At 60.9% G+C, this 21,408-nt stretch carries 18 protein-coding genes and 1 rRNA gene; 7 read left to right on the top strand and 12 right to left on the bottom strand.

What is annotated here, in order from left to right; genetic code table 11:
* Positions 1 to 8: 8 nt before the first annotated feature.
* Together Q355_RS0111035 and Q355_RS0111030 are read right to left on the bottom strand one after the other, a co-directional pair.
* Positions 9 to 1,497 (bottom strand): 16S ribosomal RNA (locus Q355_RS0111035).
* A 169-nt stretch (positions 1,498 to 1,666) separates the two neighbouring features.
* A complete protein-coding gene (locus tag Q355_RS0111030; protein WP_027877857.1) occupies positions 1,667 to 2,800 on the bottom strand; it encodes a site-2 protease family protein in 1,134 nt (377 codons plus the stop codon).
* Positions 2,801 to 3,071: 271 nt separating this feature from the next.
* Here Q355_RS0111030 and rsmI point away from each other — a divergent pair, with 271 nt between their 5' ends.
* From rsmI to Q355_RS0111010, 4 genes are all read left to right on the top strand, one after another.
* Positions 3,072 to 3,878 carry a 16S rRNA (cytidine(1402)-2'-O)-methyltransferase gene (rsmI, locus tag Q355_RS0111025; RefSeq protein ID WP_027877856.1) on the top strand — a complete coding sequence of 269 codons (807 nt, stop codon included), beginning with the start codon at positions 3,072 to 3,074 and terminating at the stop codon, positions 3,876 to 3,878.
* A 199-nt stretch (positions 3,879 to 4,077) separates the two neighbouring features.
* Positions 4,078 to 5,046 (top strand): 6-phosphofructokinase, encoded by a 969-nt coding sequence (pfkA, locus tag Q355_RS0111020; RefSeq protein WP_027877855.1) that lies wholly within the window; start codon positions 4,078 to 4,080, stop codon positions 5,044 to 5,046.
* A gap of 51 nt (positions 5,047 to 5,097) precedes the next feature.
* Positions 5,098 to 5,655, top strand: a complete 558-nt coding sequence (gene msrA / locus Q355_RS0111015; RefSeq protein WP_027877854.1) for a peptide-methionine (S)-S-oxide reductase MsrA — start codon at positions 5,098 to 5,100, stop codon at positions 5,653 to 5,655.
* A 51-nt stretch (positions 5,656 to 5,706) separates the two neighbouring features.
* Positions 5,707 to 6,339: a ribonuclease H1 domain-containing protein gene (locus Q355_RS0111010; protein WP_036259302.1), complete on the top strand. Its 633-nt coding sequence runs from the start codon at positions 5,707 to 5,709 to the stop codon at positions 6,337 to 6,339.
* A 38-nt stretch (positions 6,340 to 6,377) separates the two neighbouring features.
* Here the strand turns inward: Q355_RS0111010 and Q355_RS0111005 are convergent, their stop codons facing one another.
* A complete protein-coding gene (locus Q355_RS0111005) occupies positions 6,378 to 6,863 on the bottom strand; it encodes a hypothetical protein (RefSeq protein ID WP_027877852.1) in 486 nt (161 codons plus the stop codon).
* A gap of 391 nt (positions 6,864 to 7,254) precedes the next feature.
* On the opposite strand from Q355_RS0111005, the gene pheS reads away from it, so the two are divergent.
* Positions 7,255 to 8,349 (top strand): phenylalanine--tRNA ligase subunit alpha, encoded by a 1,095-nt coding sequence (gene pheS / locus Q355_RS0111000; protein WP_027877851.1) that lies wholly within the window; start codon positions 7,255 to 7,257, stop codon positions 8,347 to 8,349.
* A 32-nt stretch (positions 8,350 to 8,381) separates the two neighbouring features.
* Positions 8,382 to 10,736: a phenylalanine--tRNA ligase subunit beta gene (gene pheT, locus Q355_RS0110995; RefSeq protein WP_027877850.1), complete on the top strand. Its 2,355-nt coding sequence runs from the start codon at positions 8,382 to 8,384 to the stop codon at positions 10,734 to 10,736.
* A gap of 99 nt (positions 10,737 to 10,835) precedes the next feature.
* Here the strand turns inward: pheT and Q355_RS0110990 are convergent, their stop codons facing one another.
* The 5 genes from Q355_RS0110990 to Q355_RS0110965 form a co-directional block, all read right to left on the bottom strand.
* On the bottom strand, positions 10,836 to 11,303 hold the full coding sequence (locus Q355_RS0110990; protein WP_027877849.1) for an NUDIX hydrolase: 468 nt from the start codon (positions 11,301 to 11,303) through the stop codon (positions 10,836 to 10,838).
* A 25-nt stretch (positions 11,304 to 11,328) separates the two neighbouring features.
* Positions 11,329 to 12,399, bottom strand: a complete 1,071-nt coding sequence (gene prfA, locus Q355_RS0110985) for a peptide chain release factor 1 (protein ID WP_027877848.1) — start codon at positions 12,397 to 12,399, stop codon at positions 11,329 to 11,331.
* A gap of 178 nt (positions 12,400 to 12,577) precedes the next feature.
* Positions 12,578 to 13,183, bottom strand: a complete 606-nt coding sequence (locus Q355_RS0110975) for a lysophospholipid acyltransferase family protein (protein ID WP_036259299.1) — start codon at positions 13,181 to 13,183, stop codon at positions 12,578 to 12,580.
* A 41-nt stretch (positions 13,184 to 13,224) separates the two neighbouring features.
* Positions 13,225 to 14,091, bottom strand: coding sequence for an ion transporter (locus tag Q355_RS0110970; RefSeq protein ID WP_027877846.1), 867 nt, complete (start codon positions 14,089 to 14,091; stop codon positions 13,225 to 13,227).
* Positions 14,092 to 14,114: 23 nt separating this feature from the next.
* Positions 14,115 to 14,777: an SDR family NAD(P)-dependent oxidoreductase gene (locus tag Q355_RS0110965; protein ID WP_027877845.1), complete on the bottom strand. Its 663-nt coding sequence runs from the start codon at positions 14,775 to 14,777 to the stop codon at positions 14,115 to 14,117.
* Positions 14,778 to 14,861: 84 nt separating this feature from the next.
* Here Q355_RS0110965 and der point away from each other — a divergent pair, with 84 nt between their 5' ends.
* Positions 14,862 to 16,217, top strand: a complete 1,356-nt coding sequence (gene der, locus Q355_RS0110960) for a ribosome biogenesis GTPase Der (RefSeq protein WP_027877844.1) — start codon at positions 14,862 to 14,864, stop codon at positions 16,215 to 16,217.
* 16 nt (positions 16,218 to 16,233) lie between these two features.
* Here the strand turns inward: der and Q355_RS0110955 are convergent, their stop codons facing one another.
* The 4 genes from Q355_RS0110955 to Q355_RS0110940 form a co-directional block, all read right to left on the bottom strand.
* Positions 16,234 to 17,280 (bottom strand): protease complex subunit PrcB family protein, encoded by a 1,047-nt coding sequence (locus Q355_RS0110955; protein WP_027877843.1) that lies wholly within the window; start codon positions 17,278 to 17,280, stop codon positions 16,234 to 16,236.
* A 312-nt stretch (positions 17,281 to 17,592) separates the two neighbouring features.
* Positions 17,593 to 18,663 carry an ABC transporter permease gene (locus Q355_RS0110950; RefSeq protein WP_084496120.1) on the bottom strand — a complete coding sequence of 357 codons (1,071 nt, stop codon included), beginning with the start codon at positions 18,661 to 18,663 and terminating at the stop codon, positions 17,593 to 17,595.
* Positions 18,664 to 18,681: 18 nt separating this feature from the next.
* Positions 18,682 to 19,602, bottom strand: a complete 921-nt coding sequence (gene nikB, locus Q355_RS0110945; RefSeq protein ID WP_027877841.1) for a nickel ABC transporter permease — start codon at positions 19,600 to 19,602, stop codon at positions 18,682 to 18,684.
* A 124-nt stretch (positions 19,603 to 19,726) separates the two neighbouring features.
* On the bottom strand, positions 19,727 to 21,271 hold the full coding sequence (locus Q355_RS0110940; protein ID WP_027877840.1) for a glutathione ABC transporter substrate-binding protein: 1,545 nt from the start codon (positions 21,269 to 21,271) through the stop codon (positions 19,727 to 19,729).
* Positions 21,272 to 21,408: the final 137 nt, after the last annotated feature.

The raw sequence follows: 21,408 nt of genomic DNA, 5'->3' as shown, positions 1-21,408 counted from the left end.
CTCCTTAGAAAGGAGGTGATCCAGCCGCACCTTCCGGTACAGCTACCTTGTTACGACTTAGCCCCAGTCATGAGCCTTACCCTAGGCGCCTGCCTGCGGCTCCCGGCGACTTCAGGCAAAACCCACTCCCATGGCTTGACGGGCGGTGTGTACAAGGCCCGGGAACGTATTCACCGCGGCATGGCTGATCCGCGATTACTAGCGATTCCAGCTTCATGGGGTCGAGTTGCAGACCCCAATCCGAACTGAGCCTGCTTTTATGCGATTGGCTTCCCGTTGCCGGGTCGCAGCGCTTTGTGGCAGGCATTGTAGCACGTGTGTCGCCCAGGTCGTAAGGGCCATGCGGATCAGACGTCATCCCCGCCTTCCTCCTACTTTCGTAGGCAGTCTCGCTAGAGTGCCCAGCCGAACTGATGGCAACTAGCAACAAGGGTTGCGCTCGTTGCGGGACTTAACCCAACATCTCACGACACGAGCTGACGACGACCATGCAGCACCTGTCTCACGGCTCCCTTGCGGGCACCCCCGGCTTTCACCAGGGTTCCGTGGATGTCAAGACCTGGTAAGGTTCTGCGCGTTGCTTCGAATTAAACCACATGCTCCACCGCTTGTGCGGGCCCCCGTCAATTCCTTTGAGTTTCAGTCTTGCGACCGTACTTCCCAGGTGGAGTGCTTAACGCGTTAGCTACGGCACCCAACAGATGTCGGACACCCAGCACTCATCGTTTAGGGCGTGGACTACCCGGGTATCTAATCCGGTTTGCTCCCCACGCTTTCGCGCCTCAGCGTCACAAATCGTCCAGGTAGCTGCTTTCGCTATTGGCGTTCCTTCCGGTATCTGCGCATTTCACCGCTACTCCGGAAATTCCGCTACCCTCTCCGACCGTCTAGCCTCACAGTATCCAACGCACCCCCGAAGTTGAGCTTCGGTCTTTAGCATCGGACTTGAGAGACCGCCTACACGCCCTTTACACCCAGTAAATCCGGGTAACGCTCGCACCCTCCGTATTACCGCGGCTGCTGGCACGGAGTTAGCCGGTGCTATTACCTCGGTACCGTCATTATCGTCCCGAGTTCAGAAGTTTACACCCCGAAGGGCTTCGTCCTTCAAGCGGTATCGCTCCGTCAGGCTTTCGCCCATTGCGGAAGATTCCTAACTGCTGCCTCCCGTAGGAGTGGGGTCCGTGTCTCAGTACCCCTGTGGCTGGTCGTCCTCTCAGACCAGCTACGCGTCGTCGGCTTGGTGGGCCGTTACCCCACCAACTACCTGATGCGCCGCAGGCCCATCCCAAAGCGCCGAAGCTTTAAACATCAGCCACAGCTGAGGTTCACATCCAGGATTAGCTAAGATTTCTCCTAGTTGTCCCAGACTTTGGGGTAGGTCACCTACGTGTTACTCACCCGTCCGCCACTAACTGCCGAAACAGTCCGTGCGACTTGCATGTCTTAGGCATACCGCCAGCGTTCACCCTGAGCCAGGATCAAACTCTCCAAAAATGCTCTTGCGAGCAAGAGGATTGACCTAGTTAAGGTCTTTCTCGTTTAAAACGTCCGAGAAAACGACGTATGGTTCGTGTTTGCTGCTGATCTTTCTTTGTCAAGGTGCTTGGCTACCTCGCGGCAGCGCAACGAGAAGTGTACAGACTACCTTCTAACCTGTCAAGCCCTACCAGGTGTTGGGGTTGGATTGATTGCTGAGACTCATCTGGGCAGCGCGAAGTTGAAGTGCTCGCAGCAGATCGGTCTTGCTCAGGATGCCAATCAATTTGCCGTTGGCATCTGTGATGAGCAGCCTCGAGAACCCCTGCTCGGCCATGCGCTGTAAAGCGGTCAGGGCCTCGGCATGTTCGTCGAGCTGCAAGGGCGGACGCATCCGCTCGAGCACCCGGGTTTGGGGTGAGGCGCCGTTGAGGTCTTCCAGGCTTATCAGGCCCAATAGCCGCCCTTCTTCTACCACCGGATAGCCCACGTGCCGCTCCTGTAGCATTTTTTCCAGGAGTTCAGCCACGGTCAAATTGGGCGGTATGGTACTCACCTCACGGGTCATCAGGTCGCGCACCAGCAGGCCCTCGAGGGTACGGCTGAGCACAGCTTGCTCGGCCTCGGCGCTGGCGGCCATAAAGACGAAGAAGGCGATCAGAAGCATGAGCAGGTTGCCGACCAGCAAACCCAACAGCCCCAGTGCAAAGGCCACCACTTTGCTAATGGCTACAGCGGTGCGGGTGGCCTCGAGGTAGGGCTTGTACAAAGCCATCAGGCTACGCAGGATGCGCCCGCCATCGAGGGGCAGGGCTGGGAGCAGGTTAAACAAAGCTAGGCTCAGGTTAATGAAGGCCAGGTAGCCCAGCAGAAACTGTCCCTCGGCAGCACCTAGGGGCACCAGCCCGCGCAACAGACCAAATAGCCCCGACAGCAGCACGCTCACAATAGGGCCTGCAATGGCAATGACGGCCTCGGCCCCCCGGTAGCGGGGGATTTGCTCGAGCTGGGCCACCCCACCCAGAAGCCACAGGGTAATCTCGCGGGTTTGCACACCATAAGCCCGGGCCGTGAGGGCATGGCCGAGTTCGTGAAGCAGCACGCTAAGGAAGAGCCCCAAAGCAGCCAGCAGGCCCAGCAGGTAGGGGGTAGGGCCTTGCAGCAAATCCGGCGGTGCGCTGATCTGTAGCAGCCGCAGATAGAGCGGAAGCTGGCTGCCGATTAGGAAAGCAAAAAGCGGCAGCACAATCAGAAAGCTCAGGTCAAGCGAGATCGGGATGCCCAACAACCGAAACGGCAGGCGGATGGTTTTGGCGAACATTGAGTGTATGGTACTACGGCTTTTGTTGGTCAGGTGATGCGGGGGATACCGGCTTCTCAGAGACTAATACCGGATTCAAAAAGATAATCTTCAAACAAAAAGCGCTAAGAGGCTATCTTTTTGAATCCTAGAGCACACCCCTCGCTGCGCTCGGCGAAGAAAGCGTATCCCTTCGGTCGGGTTAGTTCGTCACCGTTCGGTGACGAACTAACCGAATCTGGTATAACAAACTTCTCTTTGGGGCTTCCAAACGAGCAGGTAGACTGGACTAATGCGTTTGATTTTGGTGCCCACACCCATCGGCAACCTCGAGGACATTACCCTGCGGGCGCTGCGGGTGCTTAAGGAGGCCGAGGTGGTGGCCTGCGAAGACACCCGGCGCACCGGGTTGCTGCTAAAGCACTTTGGCATCTCCAAGCCCATGGTGCGCCTCGACCAGCACACCGTGGCAAACGCCAAGCGTCTATTGGAAGGGTACGAACTTGTGGCCTACGCGACCGATGCCGGCACCCCCGGTATTTCCGACCCCGGCGCCGAGCTGGTGGCGCTGGCCATAAAGGAAGGCTGGGCGCTCGAGGTGCTACCCGGCCCCACCGCGCTGATTCCGGCTTTGGTGGCCTCTGGTCTGCCTACCGCACGCTTTGCCTTCGAGGGCTTTCTGCCCCAGAAACGCGCGGAGCGCCGGGAGCGCCTGGAGCAGGTTGCGGCTCGCACGGTGGTGCTCTACGAGGCACCGCATCGTTTGCGCGAGACCCTGCAAGACCTTCTGCAACTCTATGGCCCGGAGCACCCGGTGGCGATTGCCCGCGAGCTTTCCAAGCTGCACGAAGAAATTTGGCGGGGTAGACTGGGTGATGCGCTGGAATACTTCAAAGAACCCAGGGGCGAGTTTGTGCTGGTGCTGGGGCCAAAAGAGCAGGCTCCAGCAGCCAGGGGGCAGGGGACACAGGAATTGCTCGAGCAGCTCAAAGCCCAGGGCCTCAAAGGTAAGGAGCTGGTAAGCGCTTTGATCGAAGCAGGGGTTCCCCGCAACCTGGCCTACGAACTGGCCCACAAACCAGATGTGCCAAAACCGTGAGCCCCATTCGACGTGTCTGGAGGTGTTGAATAACGTGCCCGCAAAGGGGCCAGGGCCGCCTGATTGGAGCGTGGGTCTGCCAGCGCTGGATACCTTCGGATGCCACATAACAGAGTTTCTTGGGTAAACTAACAGGCAGTTTTTGCCAGAAGGCCCCTGGGTCTTTGTAAGGCAAGGTCTAAGTTTGGAGTATACTTTGATGAAGCGAATAGCTGTTTTTACCAGTGGGGGAGACGCACCCGGCATGAACGCGGCCATCCGGGCGGTAGTGCGCTCGGGCTGGGCCAATGGTCTGGAAGTTATCGGTATCCGGGGGGGTTACCAGGGCATGATTGAGGGCGATTTCGTGCTGATGGGGCCGCGTGATGTGGCCAATACTTTGCAGCGGGGCGGTACCATCTTGCTCACGGCCCGAAGCAAAGAGTTCATGACCCCCGAAGGCCGAGCCAGGGCCGCCGAAAACCTGAAAAAAGCAGGCATAGATGGGGTAATAGCCATTGGTGGCAACGGAACCTATACCGGAGCAGCAAAGCTGCTTGCGGAGCACCACATCCCGATTGTGGGTGCGCCCGGCACTATAGACAACGACCTCTACGGCACCGACTACACCATAGGCTTCGACACCGCCGTCAATACAGCCCTGGACGCTATTGACCGTATCCGCGATACTGCCGCGAGCCACTCGAGGGTCTTTTTTATCGAAGTGATGGGCCGCCACGCCGGCTTCATTGCGCTCGAGGTCGGTATTGCGGGGGGGGCCGAGGTGGTTGTGATTCCCGAAATTCCCACCGATGCCCAGGCCTGCGCTGAGGTGATTAACAAATCGGCGGAGAAGGGCAAGCGCTCTTCCATTGTGGTGGTGGCCGAAGGAGGCTACGAGGGCGGCGCCGAGCAGCTCGCCAAGGATGTGCAACAGTACTCCGGTTTCGAGGGCCGGGTTACGGTTCTGGGCCACATCCAGCGTGGAGGCAGCCCCACTGCCAGAGACCGGGTGCTGGCAAGCCGCCTGGGGGCCGCTTGCGTGGAGGCCCTGCTGAGCGGGGCCAGCGGGGTTGCGATAGGCGAAGTCAACGACGAAATTCGCCTTACGCCCTTCAAAGAAGCCATCGAAAAACGCAAGGACATTAACCGCAAAAAGTACGAACTCGCCAAAGTGCTGTCTTTGTGACAGTCATTTGTCTTACATCGCACTGCTGAGGTTCAGTCATAATTGACTGCCATGGGTCAAAACCTCGAGGTCGCCACCCTGGGCGGTGGATGTTTTTGGTGTTTGGAAGCCATCTACGACGAACTAGAGGGCGTGGTGGAGGTGGTTTCGGGCTACTCCGGGGGGCATCTGCCCAACCCCACCTACGAGCAGGTGTGCAGCAAGCAGACCGGCCACGCTGAGGTGGTGCAGGTGACGTTCGACCCGGGTGTAATTTCTTACCGAGAAGTCCTGGAAATCTTCTTTGCCATTCACGACCCCACCACGCCCAACCGGCAGGGCAACGATGTGGGGCCACAGTACCGCTCGGTCATTTTTTACCACTCCCCAGAGCAAAAAGCGCAGGCCCAGGAAGTAATGCAAAACCTGAACCAGGCCGGGCTCTGGCAGAACCCCATCGTGACCGAGCTGGTGGCCTTCGAGAAGTTCTACCCCGCCGAGGACTACCACCAGAAATACTTCCGGCGCAACCCCTACCAACCCTACTGCGCGTTTGTGGTGGGCCCCAAGGTGGCCAAGTTTCGCAAGCAGTATCTCAACCGCCTGAAAAAGCGGGCTGCGACCAACTGAGCTGACCAGGCCGGGCTTACTTAAGCAGCGTTTGCGGTACACTTTTGAGCTATGGCCCGAGTGGTTAAGCCCAAAAGCAAGTATTATGTGGTCTGGAAGGGCCGAAAAACTGGTATTTTTACTTCCTGGCCTGAAGCCGAAGCGCAGGTCAAGGGTTTTGTGGGTGCGCAGTACAAGGCTTTTGAAAACCTGGACAAAGCCCGACGGGCCTTTGCAGGAGAATACCAGGCCTATCTGAACAAAAAAGCCAGTCAGGCCCGGCTTTTGCAGGCCCCTCCGCCGATTATCCCCAGTTACTGTGTGGATGCAGCTTGCAGCGGCAATCCGGGGCGGCTGGAGTACCGCTGTGTGGACACTGCTACACGGAAGGAAATTTTTCGTCGAGGGCCTTTTGCTCAGGGAACCAACAACGTGGGCGAGTTTCTGGCCATTGTCGAGGCCTTGATGCTGTGCCAGGAAAAGGGCTACACCTGGCCTATTTACTCCGATTCGGTCAACGCCATTGCCTGGGTAAAGGCCAAAAAAGCCCGCACCAACCTTATACCCACAGCGCAAAATGCCGAGCTGTTTGAGCGCATAGCCAGGGCCGAGGCCTGGCTAGGTTCCAATACCTACCGCAACCCCATTCTCAAGTGGCAGACCGACCTCTGGGGAGAAAACCCAGCAGACTTTGGGCGGAAATAGCTGTCCATCGCACTTTTTCAATATTTGTGAAGAGCGCTCTAGGGGTGGTTGACGTGTGGGAGCAAGGCTGCCCTGAGCACGGGATTTCCGGCGGCCCAGTCGAACAGTGGGCGGGCGAAGGGGCTGCTGACGATGCCGTCTTTGACCCCGCTGGGAATGCGCTCGGAGGGGTAGCGTAAAGCGCCGGTAGAGGCCACAAATTCGCTCGGGAAGCTAACCCAGATGATAAAGGCCAGGAACAGCCCCCACAAAAACCCCCCAACACCGCCAATGATGGCCTCGAGGGTAGGGGTAAGTGGCGTTATCGGAACGAGATGGCTCAGGTAGGCCATGCCCAGCCCCAAGGCCAGCGCGAGAAAGGGCAGTGCTGCTAAGGGAAGCCAAGCTCCCAGCAAAGACGCCAACAACACGTACAGTACCAGCGCTGGCACCACTGCCAGCGCGAAAGGAACCCCTTGGCGAATGCCTACTCCCAGGGCTGCCGAGAGAACCAAGAGGGCCATTAAATCGAGCCAGCTAAGCATCAAGCCGAAGTATACCCGCCCGGCAAGCTGCTCCTGCGCTATTTTGACCAAGGCTGGTAAAAGCAGCGTAACATGAACCCCGCCTGAACCGTTCCGTTAGGGATTGTTGAGGCACCATCGTTTTTCAGGCTGTTGCTACTCGCGCTTCAGGCGGGGCCCCAGATCAAATCAAAGACATTCCTTATGACCTGTTTTGCAAAGGCCCTTTAGCAGGTTCTTCTATGGGGTGGGTGGCGATTGACCCAGGTTTGACCCTGGTGGTAGGCTAACCCGCAAGTATGGCTGGGGGGTGGTTTTTTAGCTAGGCCCGCGGGAGATGACACTCTCTCGTGGGCGGCCTTAGTGCCGCCCACCGCTTTTAGTTAGACTGGACAGGGTTTTGGGAGGTTCAATGGATATTGCGGCAGCACTGGAAGAAATCAGCGGGGCGCCCACTTTGGAGCGCCTGCAGGGCTTGAAGGTACACTACCTGGGGAAAAACGGCCTGCTGACCCAGGAGATGAAAACCCTGGGCCAGCTTTCGCCCGAACAGCGCAAGGAAAAAGGCCGGGTATTGAACGAGTGGAAACGGGCCCTCGAGGAGGCCCTGGAGGCACGTGAAGCAGAGCTTAAGGAACTCGAGCTTCAGGCTAAGCTCGAGCAAGAAGCCTTGGATGTTTCGCTCCCCGGCTATGCCTTTCCCTCGGGTGGACTGCACATCACCAGCCTGATTTTGCTCGAGCTGGTGAACATCTTTCGCAAGCTGGGTTTCAGCGTGGTGGAAGGCCCCGAGGTGGAGAGCGAGTTCTTCAACTTTGATGCGCTTAACATGCCCGAGTGGCACCCCGCGCGGGATATGCAGGATACCTTCTGGGTGGAGTTTGGCGGTGCGCCTGAGTCCAGTGAAAAAGGGCAGCTAGAGCACGGTTTTGCCATCCAGGGGCCTTTTGGCGAGGACGTTACCGCTTTGGGTGGGGCGGTGCTGCGAACCCATACCTCGGGGATGCAGATTCGCTACATGATTCAGCACACCCCGCCCTTCAAAATTGTGGTTCCGGGACGGGTGTTCCGCTACGAGCAGACCGACGCCTCGCACGAAGCCATGTTTCATCAGCTCGAGGGCCTGGTGGTGGGGCCCAACATCACCATGGCCGACCTCAAAGGCGCAATCAGCGAGCTGGCCCGGGGGCTTTTTGGCAAGGAGGGCAGGGCCCGTTTTCAGCCGACCTTCTTTCCCTTTGTGGAGCCGGGGGTGCAGTTTGCTATGTGGTGGCCCGAGCGAGAGAAGTGGCTCGAGCTGGGCGGCGCCGGCATGGTACACCCCTACCTGTTCAAGGCAGTAGACGACTACCGCGAAAAACATGGCTTGCCGCGGGTCTACGAGGGCATGACCGGCTGGGCTTTCGGCATGGGGGTCGAGCGGCTGGCTTTGCTGCGCTACGGCATACCCGATATTCGCTACTTCTACCAGAACCGCCTGAGCTTTTTGCGGCAGTTTAGAGGTTAGCCAGTCAAGTTGAACAGGAGTGGGGTTGCCAAATGAAAATTGTTTATAGCTGGCTCAAAGAATTCCTGCCCGATGCGCCCAGCAGTGCGCGTTTGGAAGAGCTTCTGGCTGGGCTGGGCCTCGAGACCGAGTCCATCAGCCGTCTAGCCCCGCCCCCTGGTCAGGTGGTGTTTGGCCGGGTGTTGCAGGTAGAAAACCTGGAGGGTAAGGCGGTGCGCAGGCTCGTTGTGGATATCGGGCGGGAGGTGCAGATTGTCTCTGGCGCGCCCAATGCCAAAACGGGCATGGGGGTGGCGCTGGCCCTGCCGGGAGCAGTGCTGCCCGATGGAAGCGAGCTGAGCATTCGGAAAATTGCTGGCCTCGAGTCCTATGGCATGGCCCTCTCGGCCAAAGAGCTGGGGGTGGGCGATTACGCGGGGGGCCTGCTCGAGTTTGCCCCCGAGGCCCTGCCGCCCGGCACCCCCCTGGCCGAGGTCTGGGGCCCCGAGGAGGTCATCGAGGTCGAGATTACCCCCAACCGCCCCGACTGGCTCTCGGTGTACGGAGTGGCGCGCGACCTGGCCGCCCTGGGCCTGACCCTGGTGCAGCCCAGCCCCAAGCCCCAGCGCACACCCCTGTCCCTGCCTTTTGGGGTCTGGATCGAAGACCCCGAAGGTTGCGACCGCTTCACCCTGTCGTATGCAAGAGGGGTACGGGTAGGGCCCAGCCCGCTTTTAATACAGCGCCGCCTGTACGCGGCCGGGATGCGGCCCATCTCCAACGTGGTGGATGCCACCAACTACGCCATGCTCGAGCTTGGCAACCCCATGCACGCCTACGATGCGGCCTTCATCAAGGAAGGCCTGGTGGTGCGCCGGGCCAGGGCCGGGGAAAAGCTGGTTACCCTGGACGGACAGGAACGCACCCTGGATGAACGTGACCTGCTGATTGCGGTTAAGGACGGCCAGCAGACCCGTCCGGCTGGTCTGGCGGGGGTGATGGGGGGCCTCGAGGACGAAATCCGCGATACCACCACCGCGGTAGCCCTGGAGGTGGCCCACTTCGACCCCGTGCGGGTGCGCCGTACCGCCAGACGCCAGGGCCTCAAGACCGAGGCCTCTTACCGCTTCGAGCGGGGTGTGGATAAAGACGGGCAGCTCCTGGCCGCCGACCGCTTTCTGGAGCTGCTGCAAGCCTGGGGTGGCCCGGAGGTGCAGGTGGCCCAGGAGCGCCTCGACCTTAACTACACCCAGCCCCACCCGCCCATCGCCTTCCGGCCCGCCTATACCTCGAGGCTGGTGGGGCTCGAGTACCCCGAAGCCACCCAGGCTGAGGTGCTCCGTCGCCTGGGCTGTAGGGTTGAACCCACCGACCAGGCCGGGGTGTGGGCGGTAACCCCGCCCAGCTACCGGGTAGACCTCTCCATCGAGGAAGACCTGGTGGAGGAAGTGGCCCGCATTGTGGGCTACGAACAGATTCCCACCACCCTGCCCAGCTTCTTCCCCCACCCCGACAACCTGGGCGTGGACGCGCCTTACGAAGCCATCGAACGGCTCAAGCAGGTGATGGCCGGGCTGGGCTTCCAGGAAGTGCTGAACTACTCCTGGTCGTCGCCCGAGGAATGCGCCCTGATGCGGGCCTCGGCGCCAACGGTGTTCATGCAAAACCCCCAGACCGCCGACCGCACCGCTTTACGCACCGCCCTCTACCCTGGCCTGCTCAAAAATCTGCAAACTGCTCTAGCCCAGGGAGAGGACGGGCCTTTTCTTCTATTCGAGGTGGGCAAGGTCTTTGAACAATGCGAAAATCTGCACCTTGCGGCTATGCTCTCTGGCGACCCCATTCCGGGGCTATGGCAAAAGGGCCTGGGGGGCAGTTTTTTTGCCCTGAAGGGTTTGCTCGAGGTGGCTGCACGTAACCTGGGCAGCAGCGTGCGGGTCGAGAAAGAGGCTGTACCACACCTACACCCAGGTATCAGTGGAGCAGTTTTCTGGAACGAGCAAAAGGTAGGGCATATCGGTGCCCTGCACCCCGCCATTGCTGCAGCCCTGGAGCTGCCCCAGGTATACCTATTCGAGCTTACCCTGCCCCTCAGCAAGGGGCCGGGAGGCTTTGTCGATATCGCCAAATATCCTGCCTCCATGCGTGACCTGGCGGTGGTGGTGCCGGAGCCTACCCCCTATGCCGAGGTCGAGCGCCTGATTCGCGCCAGGGCAGGCGAATATCTGGAAAAGCTCGAGATTTTTGATGTGTACCGGGGCAAGCCGCTGGAGGAGGGACAAAAAAGCCTGGCCTTCCACCTGACTTTCCGCCACCCCCAGCGCACCCTGACCGACCACGAGACCGACTCGTTTATGCAGAACATCATCGCCGCGCTCGAGCAACAGGGTTTTGCCATTCGGCGCTAGCGCGCTCATTGAGCTGCCCAAAACATGACTGCTTTGTCCTGCACAGCACGGTGGCCTCCCGGATGGGAGGCAACGTCTGTGAAGCGTGCGGTGGGGCATTCAAACTCTGGTGCCCTCGCCGCCCCAGCTTGAGTAGGCATAAAAACGGCCCCGTTCTCCCTTCAGGTAGTCCATCAGGGGCTCCAGCAAAGGCCGGTGCTCGTCTAGCTTGATGGCGACCTCTTCGGCAGTGAAGAAGCGGGCCTCCACGATGTGCCCATCGGGGTCTTTGGGGTTGAGCAGGCCCTCGTAATCGGCGCGAAAGGCTATGGCGACGGTGCGCTCGCTTTTGCGGGCGTCCTCCACCTGTACCACATAGGCCAGGTGCTGGATAGCCTTAACCCGCAGGCCGGTTTCCTCGAGTACTTCCCGTGCAATGGCAGCCAGCACGGTTTCGCCCGCTTCGACCATTCCTCCAGGCAGGGTATAGCGTACCCTGCCGCGGCGGCTCCAGTCGTTGGCGACCAGCAAGACCCGCCCCTGCTTGTCCATCAGGATGGCTGCCGCCACCAATAGGTCACGTCGCAACCCATGCATAAAGACCACCTTTCGCCTAGGCGGTCTTGCTGGACAGGGCCTCGAGCTGGCGTTCCTGGTCGGCTTTGCGCAGGGCCTCGTGTAGCTTGGAGAGGTCGCCCGAGAGCACCCCTTCCAGGTCGTGGGTGGTGAAGCCGATGCGGTGGTCGGTCACGCGCGACTGGGGGAAGTTGTAGGTGCGGATTTTCTCCGAGCGCTCACCTGCGCCAATCTGGGCCAGGCGGTCTTCGCGGCGGCGGGCGGCCTCTTCGGCCCGCTTGATCTCCAGGAGGCGCGAGCGCAGGATGGCGAGGGCTTTCTCCTTGTTTTTAATCTGGCTGCGCGACTCCATACAGGAGACAATCATGCCAGTGGGCTTGTGCAAAACCTGCACCGCCGAGTCGGTGGTGTTGACCCCCTGGCCCCCCGGCCCCGAGGCCCGCGAGACGGTGATCTCGAGGTCGGCGGGGTCGAGCTGTACGTCTACTTCCTCGGCCTCGGGCATCACCGCCACGGTGGCGGTGGAGGTGTGGATGCGCCCCTGGGTCTCGGTGGCCGGAACCCGCTGCACGCGGTGTACCCCCGCCTCGTACTTCAGGTAGCCGTAAGCCCCGGGCCCCGTCACCTCGAAGGAGACCTTGGATACCCCTCCCAGGTCGGTGAGCGAGGTGTCCAGGAGCTCTACCTTGTAGCCGCCCCGCCGGGCATACTCCATGATCATGTCCCGCAGCTCGGCGGCAAAAAGCGCGGCCTCCTCGCCCCCGGTGCCGGCCCGGATCTCCACGATGGCGTTTTTCTCGTCGAGGGGGTCTTTGGGCAGCAGCAAGAGCTCGAGCTCGGCCTCGAGGGCCTGGATGCGGGGCTGTAGGGCCTCGATGTCGGCCTGGGCCATTTCCCCTAGCTCGGGGTCGAACTGCAATTCGCGGGCCCCCTCGAGGTGGGCCAGGGCTTCCTTGTAGTTGCGAATAACCTTGACCAGGTGGCCCATCTCAGCGTAGCGCTTGCTAATGCGTTGATACTCGGTCTGGTTAGTGAGCACCGCCGGGTCGGCCAGTTGGCGCTCGAGCGCCTGGTACTCGGATTCAAGGGATTCAAGTTTCTCTAGCATAAACGGTCACTAACTACCAGAATAACGCGGATACCGCCCGCCTGATAGGTGATGGCTTTCATAAAAGGCCCCAATCCCTTCAAGGTTTGCTACAACAGCGCCTTGCACCCTACCGCACAGATTCGGCTGGGGATCTGGGAATATTAACTTTTTCAGTATGGAAGGCTTTGGGTGGCCTCTAGGCACTATCCTTTGGCTTGAGCTGGATGGGGCTTTGCTTGCTGGGGTTGCGGCCTACCTTGTCGGCGTAGAAGGCCCGGATTTGCTCGAAGTCGGCCTCGAGGTTGCCGCTGGGGGTGAAGTAGCCCCCGACGCCCACTTCCTTGCGGCTGTAGTCGATATAGGCCAGCGCAATTGGCACCTTGGCCTCGAGGGCCATGTAGTAAAACCCGCTCCGCCAGTAGGGGGCGCGGCTGCGGGTGCCCTCGGCGGCCACCACCACCCACAGGTTGTCGTGCTGCTCGAAGATGCGGGCCACCTGACGGACAAAATCGCCGCCAGACTTGGAGCGGTCTACCGGGATGCCGCCCAGCCACCTCATCACCACCCCCAGCACCGGGGGAAACAGCTCTCTCTTACCCACCCACCTAAAGCGCGTGCCCGAGGCCATGCCCCACAAGAGGGCGTACAAAAAGTCCCAGTTGGAGGTGTGGGGGTAGCCCACCAGCACAAACTTTTTACCTGGGGGTGGGGCCATGACCGCGGTCCAGCCCAGCATCTTTAAAGCCCACACCCCAAAGCGCTGCCAGGGCGTTTTGGGCTGGATGGCATAGGGATGACCCATAGTATCTGGTATAGCATAAGGGATACCACAAGGTAAGCCGCTTATTTTTGTTGCCCTTGCAGGCTGCTGAGCAGAGCCTGGGCTTCCCGTAGCCTGGCCTGCACTTCTTCCAGTTGGCCCTCGAGGCCGCTAGGGGGTACTCTGTGCTCCTGCAGGCTTTTGCGCATCTCGTCCATGCTGTTGACGATGATGCCCACCAGCAGGTTCAAAAACACCAGCGTGCCCAGCAGCACAAACGAGACCATGTAGAGGGTCGAGACCAGGGGCTGGGCCACCGGCTGGGTGCACAGGCTGGGGTCGGGCAGCTCGAAGCGCTCACAGCCAAAATACTGAATGCGGAGCACGTCCACCCAGCCTTCCAGGGTAAGGATGCTGAAGAGGGTGAGCAGGGCGGTGTGCAGGTTGCCAAAGTGGAAGGGGTCGTTGGGGCCGAACAAAAACACCCCGGCCACCGCGTAGACGTAGAGCAGCAGCATCATCAGCAGCAGCACGTAGCCAATGGAAGGAATGCTGCGCAGCAAAGCGCCCAGAATAATCTGGAGATCGGGCAGGGTACGGATGAGCCGCAGCGCCCGCAGCAGCCGCAGCAGGCGGGCCACCACCGCGTAGCTGCCCAGCCCTGGCAGCAGGCTAACAGCCACGATGGCGAAATCGAAAACGTTCCAGCCGCTCTGGAAGTAGCGCAACGGGCGGGGCCAGAGGGCCGCCATGCGCAGCAAAACCTCTATAGCAAAAATAGCCAGCACCAGGTCGTTGAGCCCCTCAAGCGTGGGGCCGTAGCGCTCCATGAGGGGTGGGTAGGTCTCGAGGCCCACCAGCAGGGCGGCCAGCAGGATGATGGCGGTTACGAAGCGGTTGAAGGAGGCCGACTCCACCAGGCGGGCCAGGGCGTTGGGCGTAGCACTCACAGGAGAAAGTATAGAGCGGCTCCTCAACCCTGGTAGACGATTTCGGTCTTCCACTGGCCCGGAGGCTGGGCGTGCAGCTCCCAGAATTTTTCGGCGATCAGGTCGGGGTCGAAGGGGGTGTTGCGCCGGATCTGGCCGGCGATGGTCACGGTAGCGACATGGATGCCTTCGTGATACAGCTCCTTGCTGAGGGAGCCCACCAGGGCCCGCAGCGCGGCCTTGCCGATCGAGAGTGCGGCCCGGTCGGGCTGGGGGTTAAGGGCCAGGCCGCCTCCGGTAAACAGAAGGGTACCCTTCCGGCGCGACAGCATACCCGGAATGACCAGTTGAGCCGCGACCAGGGCGCCGTAGAGGTTGACCTTTAGGGTCTCCTCGAGGGCCTCCAGGCTCAATTCCGAGGCCCGGCTTTCCTGGGAGGCGTAGGCGTTGTACACCAGAACCTCGATGGGGCCAAGCTGCTTTTCGGCCTCGCGGACGGCGGAGATGAGCTGGGAGGTGCGCGATACATCGGCGGGAAAGCGCCCAACAGTATAGCCGTCGAGCTCGAGGGCCCCCGCGTAGTTTTCCAGACTGGCTTCGTTGCGGGCCACCAGGCCCAGCCGATACCCCTCCCGCCCGAAGCGCCGGGCCACGCTGAGCCCAATGCCCCGCCCCATGCCTACCACCAAGCAAACTTTAGGCTTCATACTAAGAGCGCATGGTAACATCAAGGATGCTGTTTGTGGGCTCACGTAACGTGGGCCAGCCAGAAACCGAAGGCGAGTGGAGTTATGTATAGAGTGGTTATTGTGGGCCGCCCCAACGTGGGCAAGTCGAGCCTCTTCAACAAGTTGATGGGGCTGCGTGCGGCCCCGGAAAAAGCCGCCAAAGCCGGGAGCCAGTTTGCAGTGGTGGCCGATGTGCCCGGGGTCACCCGCGATCTCAAAGAGGGCGTGGTGGAAAGCGAGCAGGGCCGCTTCAAGCTGATCGATACTGGGGGCCTGTGGTCGGGCGACGTGTGGGAGAAGAAAATCAAGCAAAAAGTCGAGCGCGCCATTCAAGACGCCGACCTGGTGCTCTTTGCGGTGGATGGCCGCAGCGACATTGTGACGGCCGACCTCGAGGTCGCCGACTTTCTGCGCCGCCAGGGCAAGCCGGTGCTGCTGGTGGCCACCAAAGTAGACGACCCCAAGCACGAGGCCTACCTGGGCAATTTGTATGCCCTGGGCTTTGGCGAGCCCACTCCCACCAGTGCGGCCCACGGGCGTGGCTTCGACGATTTACTGGAGCGCATCTGGGCCATGCTTCCGGTTCGCCAGAGCGAGAGCGAGCCCGAAGTGGTGCCCATCCGCCTGGCCATTGTGGGCCGCCCCAACGCGGGTAAATCCAGCCTGCTTAACGCCATTCTGGGCGAGGAGCGGGTGATTGTGTCGGAGATCCCCGGCACCACCCGCGACTCTATCGATGTGGAGTTCGACTACGGGGGCAGCCGGTTCTTGCTGGTAGACACCGCCGGCATTCGCAAGCGGCCCGAGACCGGGGTCGAGGAACAGGCCATTGGGCGGGCCCACCAGGCCATTCTGGATGCCGATGTGGTCTTGCTGGTCATAGACCCCAAGGAAGTGGGCGACCACGAGCTAAAACTAGCCAACGAGGCCCTCGAGGCCGGTAAGCCGGTGATCGTGACCATTACCAAGTGGGATCTGATCGAGAGCAAAGAGGAAGCCAAGCGGGTGCGGGCCGACCTGGCCCTCAAACTTTCCCACATCCAGCACCTGCCGATCCTCTACGTTTCGTCGGTTACCAAGCAGAACCTGCACAAGCTGCTTTCCGAGGCTGCGCGGCTTTTTGAGCTGGCTCGAGTGCGTTTCGAGACCGCCGAGCTCAACCGCTGGCTTTCGCTCTGGAGCACCCAGACCATGCTCCCCAACTTCAAGGGCAAGCCCCTCAAGCTCTTTTTCCTCACCCAGCCCGAGGTAGCTCCCCCCACCTTTGTCTTTTTTTGCAACCACCCCGAGTTCGTAACGCGGGCCTTCGAGGGTTTTTTGCGCAACCGCATCGGCGAAGACCTGGGTTTGCGCGAGATTCCTTTTCGGATGGTGTTCCGCGGGCGCAGGGAGCCGAAAGGTGAGGGAGCGCGCACATAATTTTCTGGGATTCAAGTCACTCGCTGGCGCTTGCCAGAAGACGCCCGCTGGTGTCCACAAACTCCACTCGAGAGAACCTTCCAGGCACCTCGAGCATCACGAAGGGACTGGTGAGGGCCTGGGTCACGATGGCACCGGGTGGCGGGCTTAACAGGCGCAGGGTGACCCGGAAGGTGCTGCCCGAAAGCTGGCTGCTGACGTACTGCACGTTGTAGCCGCCGGTGGGCTTTTGCCCCCAGAAGAAAGCCACCACCCGGCTGCGGGTGAAATCTACCGCTGGGGTAGCGGGTGGGGGCACCTGATTGCCGGTGGCCAGCCGCCAGATGTTGAGGAGCTGGCTGGCGTTGCTGGCAAGGTAGGCCGCCGGGCCTGGCGCGGTATAGGCAGCCTGGCTGCCCTGAAGTAAAACGCGGGGGGTGGGGTTTGGGCTGGGGGTCATAAAGATGAGCTCCGTCTCGAGGCCATACTGTACGGCCAGGGCAGCTAAACGACTCTGGCGGGGGGCGGGCACATAGCGGTTGGGTTCCAGGGGTGGCTGAATCTCATAGATCACCACCGGGCGTCCCCCACGGCGGGCCAGGATTTCCCGTAGCACCACCGCGTTCTCGGCCTCCGAAAGCCCCTCCAGGCGGGGGGAGCCAGGGCGGTCCTCGACAACCTGGGCGGTATTGCCCGAAAAAACACCTCCCAACCGCGACCAGCTTCCATCGAAGAGCCAGGCGCTTTGCACATCGCGGCTGGCACGCACCACATACTGAAAACCGAAGAAGGAGCGGCTGGTCTGGGCCACGCGGGGCTGTGCAGGCCCAATCTCACGGTAGAGGGCCTCGCCATTCACCAGCAAAGCCTCCGGCAGGGCCAGCGGGCTGGCGCTGCTGCCCTGGGTGAGCGAGAGGCGCTGCGCCCCTAGCTGAACCACCTGGGGTTCACCATAAAAATACGTCCAGCGCTCGGTGTTCTCGGCAAACAGCAGCTGAATTTCACTGACCTGATACGGTTGTTGTTCCGGCAGGGGTACGCAACCTACCAGGGCTACCATCGCAAGACCCAACCATGGTTTCATACCTCCCATCTTAGGGCTTTTTTAAAGCAGCCTGTTGGTCGGTAAAACTTTGCTCAAAGGAGGAGGGGATGACTTGGTACTGTGTGAGAGGCGGATAAAAAGCGTGAAGGGCCTTTTAGAGCGCTCTAAATCCGACCATGACTTTTGACCTGCTACCCAACACAGTGTCTCCATAGTTGAAATGCAAGATGCTGTTCCGAAAGATCGCTTTAGGAATTGCGCCAGGTACGCATAGACTCATTCCGCGGGTTTTGCCAATCTACCCTGCCGCAACTACAAAGCTTCAGGTGGGGTTCATATGACCGGGCGGGTTCATCCTGCTGTTCTGGGGTCGAGCGCGTCGCGCAGGGCATCTCCCAGCAGGTTGAAGCCCAGGGCCACAAACATGATGGCCAGCCCTGGAAAGGTGGCCACGTGTGGGGCAGTGGCCAGGTATTCGCGCCCCCGTGCCAGCATTAGCCCCCACTCCGGTTCGGGAGGCCTGGCACCCAGACCCAGGAAACCCAGTCCGGCGGCAAACAAAATTGCTACGGCCATCTGCAAGCTGGACTGCACAATGATGGGCGAGAGTGAGTTCGGCAGGATGTGCCACAGCAGGATGCGCCGGTTGCGATTGCCCAGGGCCCGGCTGGCCTCCACAAACTCGCGGTCGCGCAGCGCGAGCACCGAACCCCTTACCAATCGGGCGTAGACTGGAATGGCCGCGATGCCTACGGCAATCATTACGTTGGTCAGGCCGGTGCCCAGGGTAGCAACCAGCACAATGGCCAGCAGAATGCCAGGAAAGGAAAGCATCACTTCCACGATGCGCTGGGTGATCAGGTCGAAAGTACCGCCGAAGTAGCCCGAGACCAGACCCACCGGTACGCCGATGAAAAGGCCTATGGACACGGCAATCAGGCCTATGGAAAGCGAAATCCAGGCGCCGTGGGCCAGGCGGCTCAGAATATCGCGCCCCTGTTCGTCGGAGCCCAGCAGGTAAAACTTGATGGGGCCGTCCACGCCAAAAAGGTGCAGGTCGCTGCGCAAAAGACCACCCCACCACACCCAGGGCTCACCCCGCACCAAGAACCGGATGGGGTAGAGCTCCTGGCCTACCTCGAGCGCCCCCAGTGGTGTGCGGCTCACCTCGCGCACCCAAAGGCCCGGCTGCCCTTCTGGGCCGCGAAACTCAACGCGCATGGGGGGTACATAGGTGCCGCGCAGGTTTTGTTCGACTGGGCTGTAGGGCGAGATGAAAGGGGCGAAAGCCGCCACCAGGACAAAGATGCCGATAAATACAAAACCCGCAATGGCCAGCGGGCTTCTCAGCAGCCGCCGCCGCCAGCGGGGCGACTCCCGCTTTGAAGATAAGGCTTGAACAGGATTTGCAGATTCTGCCATAGGTGTACCTTGCAGGCTTTAGTCGTAGCGAATGCGCGGATCGATAGCGCCGTACAGCAGGTCGACGATGAGATTGATCAGGATAAAAACCACTGCGATCAGGAGCACCGCGCCCTGCACCACCGGGTAGTCTCGAGCCAGAATCGAACCCACCAACAACTGCCCGATGCCAGGCCAGGCAAACACCGTCTCGGTGATGACCGCTCCTTCTAGCAGCCCGCCAAACTGCAGGCCGGTGATGGTTACGACAGGAATTAAGGCGTTTCGCAGGGCGTGCTTGAAGACCACTACCCTTCCGGCTAGCCCTTTGGCCCGGGCGGTGCGGATATAGTCTTGCGAGAGCACTTCCAGCATGGCGCTGCGGGTCATACGGGCCAGGATGGCAGCGGTACCGGTGCCTAAGGTAATGGCCGGCAAGACCAGATGCCAGAGCGTGCCCGTGCCGGCTACCGGAAACCACCCAAGCTGCACCGAGAAAATGAGAATGGCCATCAGGCCAAACCAGAAGACCGGCATCGAGACCCCAATCAAGGCCCCCAGCATGGCCAGCAGATCGAAGATGGTACCGGGCCGGGTGGCGGCGATAATGCCCGCCGGAATTCCGATTAAAAGCGCGACCAGCATGGCGCCCAGGGTGAGCCGCAGGGTGTTGGGGAAGTACTGGCGCAGCTCGTAGGTGACGGGCTTGCGGGTGCGTACCGACTGCCCCAGGTCGCCCCGCACCACGTTGGCCGCGTAGAGGCCCAGCTGCACATGCCAGGGCTGATCCAGACCAAAACGCTGGCGGATATCGGCCAGGGTTTCGGGGGTGGCGAACTCCCCGGCCAGTAGCTGGGCGGGGTCGCCGGGGGCCAGCCGTACCATCAGGAATACGGCCAGCAAGACCCCCAGCAAGGTGGGGATGACCGTGAGCAAGCGGCGGGCGATATAGGTGGTCATGGGTCAGGCTTATCCAGAATTTTTTCAGCCAGGGTCGCTAAGCTTTGCAGCACATCCTACCCAAGTTCTGCTGTCCTTGCAAGAAAAACCCCGCCACACAGGTGGCGGGGTGGGAGGGCATTTTTTAGCGCTCGGCTGAGGTGCGGAAGGTAGCCTCGGTGGCGATCAGGCGCTCGGTGGGGTGTACCACAAAGCCCTGAACCTCGCGGCGGATGGCTGTAACCTGCTGCTCGGAGTGCAGGAAGACCCAGGGTACGTCGTTGTAGATAATCTGCATGGCGCTGGCGTAGAGCTGCTGGCGGGCCTTGGGGTTGGTGGCGATGCGGGCCTGCTCGAGGATGCGGTCTAAGCGGGGGTTGGCGTAGAAGCCCCGGTTGAAGCCGTTGGGGGCGTGCTGCGAGCTGTGGAACAGCCCAAACAGACCGTAGTCGGCGTCGCCCGTGACGGTACCCCAGCCCAGCATGGCCACCTGGATCTCGTTGCGTTCACGCGGCTGGTTGGTAGCTGCCAGGTAAGCACCCCACTCGAGGGTCTGGATCTGGGCCTGTACCCCCACCGCCCGCAGCTGGCTCTGCACCGCTTCGGCTACCCGGATGTCCTGCAGGTAGCGCCCGTTGGGGCTGTGCAGGGTAAAGCGCAGGGGGTTCTGGGCGTTGTAACCGGCCTGGGCCAGGAGCTGGCGGGCCAGGTCGGGGTTGTAGTCGTAGGTTCCTACCTTGGTGTAGCCAAAGATGCCGGGGCTGATGGGGGCATCGGAGGCCCGGCCAAAACCGCCCAGCACAAACTTCACAATCTCTTCCTTGTTGATGGCGTGGTTGATGGCTTTACGCACCCGCACATCGTCGAAGGGCTTTTTGCTTTGGTTGAAGTAGAAGAAGATGGTGCGCACACTGGGGGTGGTTACCACATCAATCTCGGGACGGGCGCTGAGGCGCTGTACATCCTGGGGTGGAACCCGCACGGCCACGTGGGCCTGCCCGGTCTCGACCAGGGCCATCCGGGTGGTGGCCTCGGGTACGGCCAGGAAGCGCAGGCGTTCGATGGCGGGCTTCTTACCCCAGTACTCGTCGTTGCGCACCAGCTCTACAAACTGGCCTTTCTGCCAGCGGTCGAACTTGTAGGGGCCGGTGCCCACGGGGTTGTCGCGGTAGCCTGCCCCTAAGCGGCGGATGGCCGCGGGGCTCTGGATGGCGGTGGAGCTGTGGGTGAGGTGGGCCAGCACCGGGGCAAAGGGCTCCGGCATGCGCAGACGCAGGGTATGGGCGTCCACCACTTCGAAGGCGCTGACCCGCCCCCGCAGCAAGAAGGCAAAGGAGGAGGCCAGCTCGGGGGAGATCAGGCGCTCGAGGTTGAACTTCACGGCCTCGGCGTTGAGCTCGGTTCCGTCGTGAAACTTGATGCCTTTGCGCAGGTTGAGGGTGAGCACCTTCCGGTCAGGGCTGAAGCTGAAGCGCTCAACCAACTGCGGCACGATTTTGCCGTCGGGGGTGTAGTAGAACAGGGTTTCTACCACGTGGCTGGCAACCGTGGCCGAAGGGGAGTCGGTGGCCAGAGGTGCGTCGAGGGAGGTGGGGTCGGTGCCCTGGGCGATGATCAGGGTACGTGACTGGGCCAAAGCCCAGGAGAGCAAGAGGGTTAGCCCCAAGGTGAGCCAGAATCTGAATCGCATGAGATTTCCTCCTTTGCAGCCTTTTTATCCACAGCGTGGGCTAGATGGCCTGGCAAAACCCCGAGGTAAAGAAGCCGATCCAGCAGCCCGATGTGGATGAACGCTGCTTGCAAAGTGAGGTTAGCATAAGGAAAACC

The sequence above is a fragment of the Meiothermus cerbereus DSM 11376 genome, from assembly GCF_000620065.1.
In the GTDB taxonomy this organism is placed as follows: Bacteria; Deinococcota; Deinococci; order Deinococcales; family Thermaceae; genus Meiothermus; species Meiothermus cerbereus.
The sequence above is the reverse complement of the archived record's forward strand: the minus strand, read 5'-3'. Positions and strand labels throughout refer to the sequence as shown.

Bases quoted from the DNA above. Each gene is read 5' to 3' on its own strand.
- Q355_RS0111030 (WP_027877857.1), bottom strand. From the start codon at position 2,800: ATGTTCGCCAAAACCATCCGCCTGCCGTTTCGGTTGTTGGGCATCCCG.
- rsmI (WP_027877856.1), top strand. From the start codon at position 3,072: ATGCGTTTGATTTTGGTGCCCACACCCATCGGCAACCTCGAGGACATT.
- pfkA (WP_027877855.1), top strand. From the start codon at position 4,078: ATGAAGCGAATAGCTGTTTTTACCAGTGGGGGAGACGCACCCGGCATG.
- msrA (WP_027877854.1), top strand. From the start codon at position 5,098: ATGGGTCAAAACCTCGAGGTCGCCACCCTGGGCGGTGGATGTTTTTGG.
- Q355_RS0111010 (WP_036259302.1), top strand. From the start codon at position 5,707: ATGGCCCGAGTGGTTAAGCCCAAAAGCAAGTATTATGTGGTCTGGAAG.
- Q355_RS0111005 (WP_027877852.1), bottom strand. From the start codon at position 6,863: ATGCTTAGCTGGCTCGATTTAATGGCCCTCTTGGTTCTCTCGGCAGCC.
- pheS (WP_027877851.1), top strand. From the start codon at position 7,255: ATGGATATTGCGGCAGCACTGGAAGAAATCAGCGGGGCGCCCACTTTG.
- pheT (WP_027877850.1), top strand. From the start codon at position 8,382: ATGAAAATTGTTTATAGCTGGCTCAAAGAATTCCTGCCCGATGCGCCC.
- prfA (WP_027877848.1), bottom strand. From the start codon at position 12,399: ATGCTAGAGAAACTTGAATCCCTTGAATCCGAGTACCAGGCGCTCGAG.
- Q355_RS0110975 (WP_036259299.1), bottom strand. From the start codon at position 13,183: ATGGGTCATCCCTATGCCATCCAGCCCAAAACGCCCTGGCAGCGCTTT.
- Q355_RS0110965 (WP_027877845.1), bottom strand. From the start codon at position 14,777: ATGAAGCCTAAAGTTTGCTTGGTGGTAGGCATGGGGCGGGGCATTGGG.
- der (WP_027877844.1), top strand. From the start codon at position 14,862: ATGTATAGAGTGGTTATTGTGGGCCGCCCCAACGTGGGCAAGTCGAGC.
- Q355_RS0110955 (WP_027877843.1), bottom strand. From the start codon at position 17,280: ATGAAACCATGGTTGGGTCTTGCGATGGTAGCCCTGGTAGGTTGCGTA.
- Q355_RS0110950 (WP_084496120.1), bottom strand. From the start codon at position 18,663: ATGGCAGAATCTGCAAATCCTGTTCAAGCCTTATCTTCAAAGCGGGAG.
- nikB (WP_027877841.1), bottom strand. From the start codon at position 19,602: ATGACCACCTATATCGCCCGCCGCTTGCTCACGGTCATCCCCACCTTG.
- Q355_RS0110940 (WP_027877840.1), bottom strand. From the start codon at position 21,271: ATGCGATTCAGATTCTGGCTCACCTTGGGGCTAACCCTCTTGCTCTCC.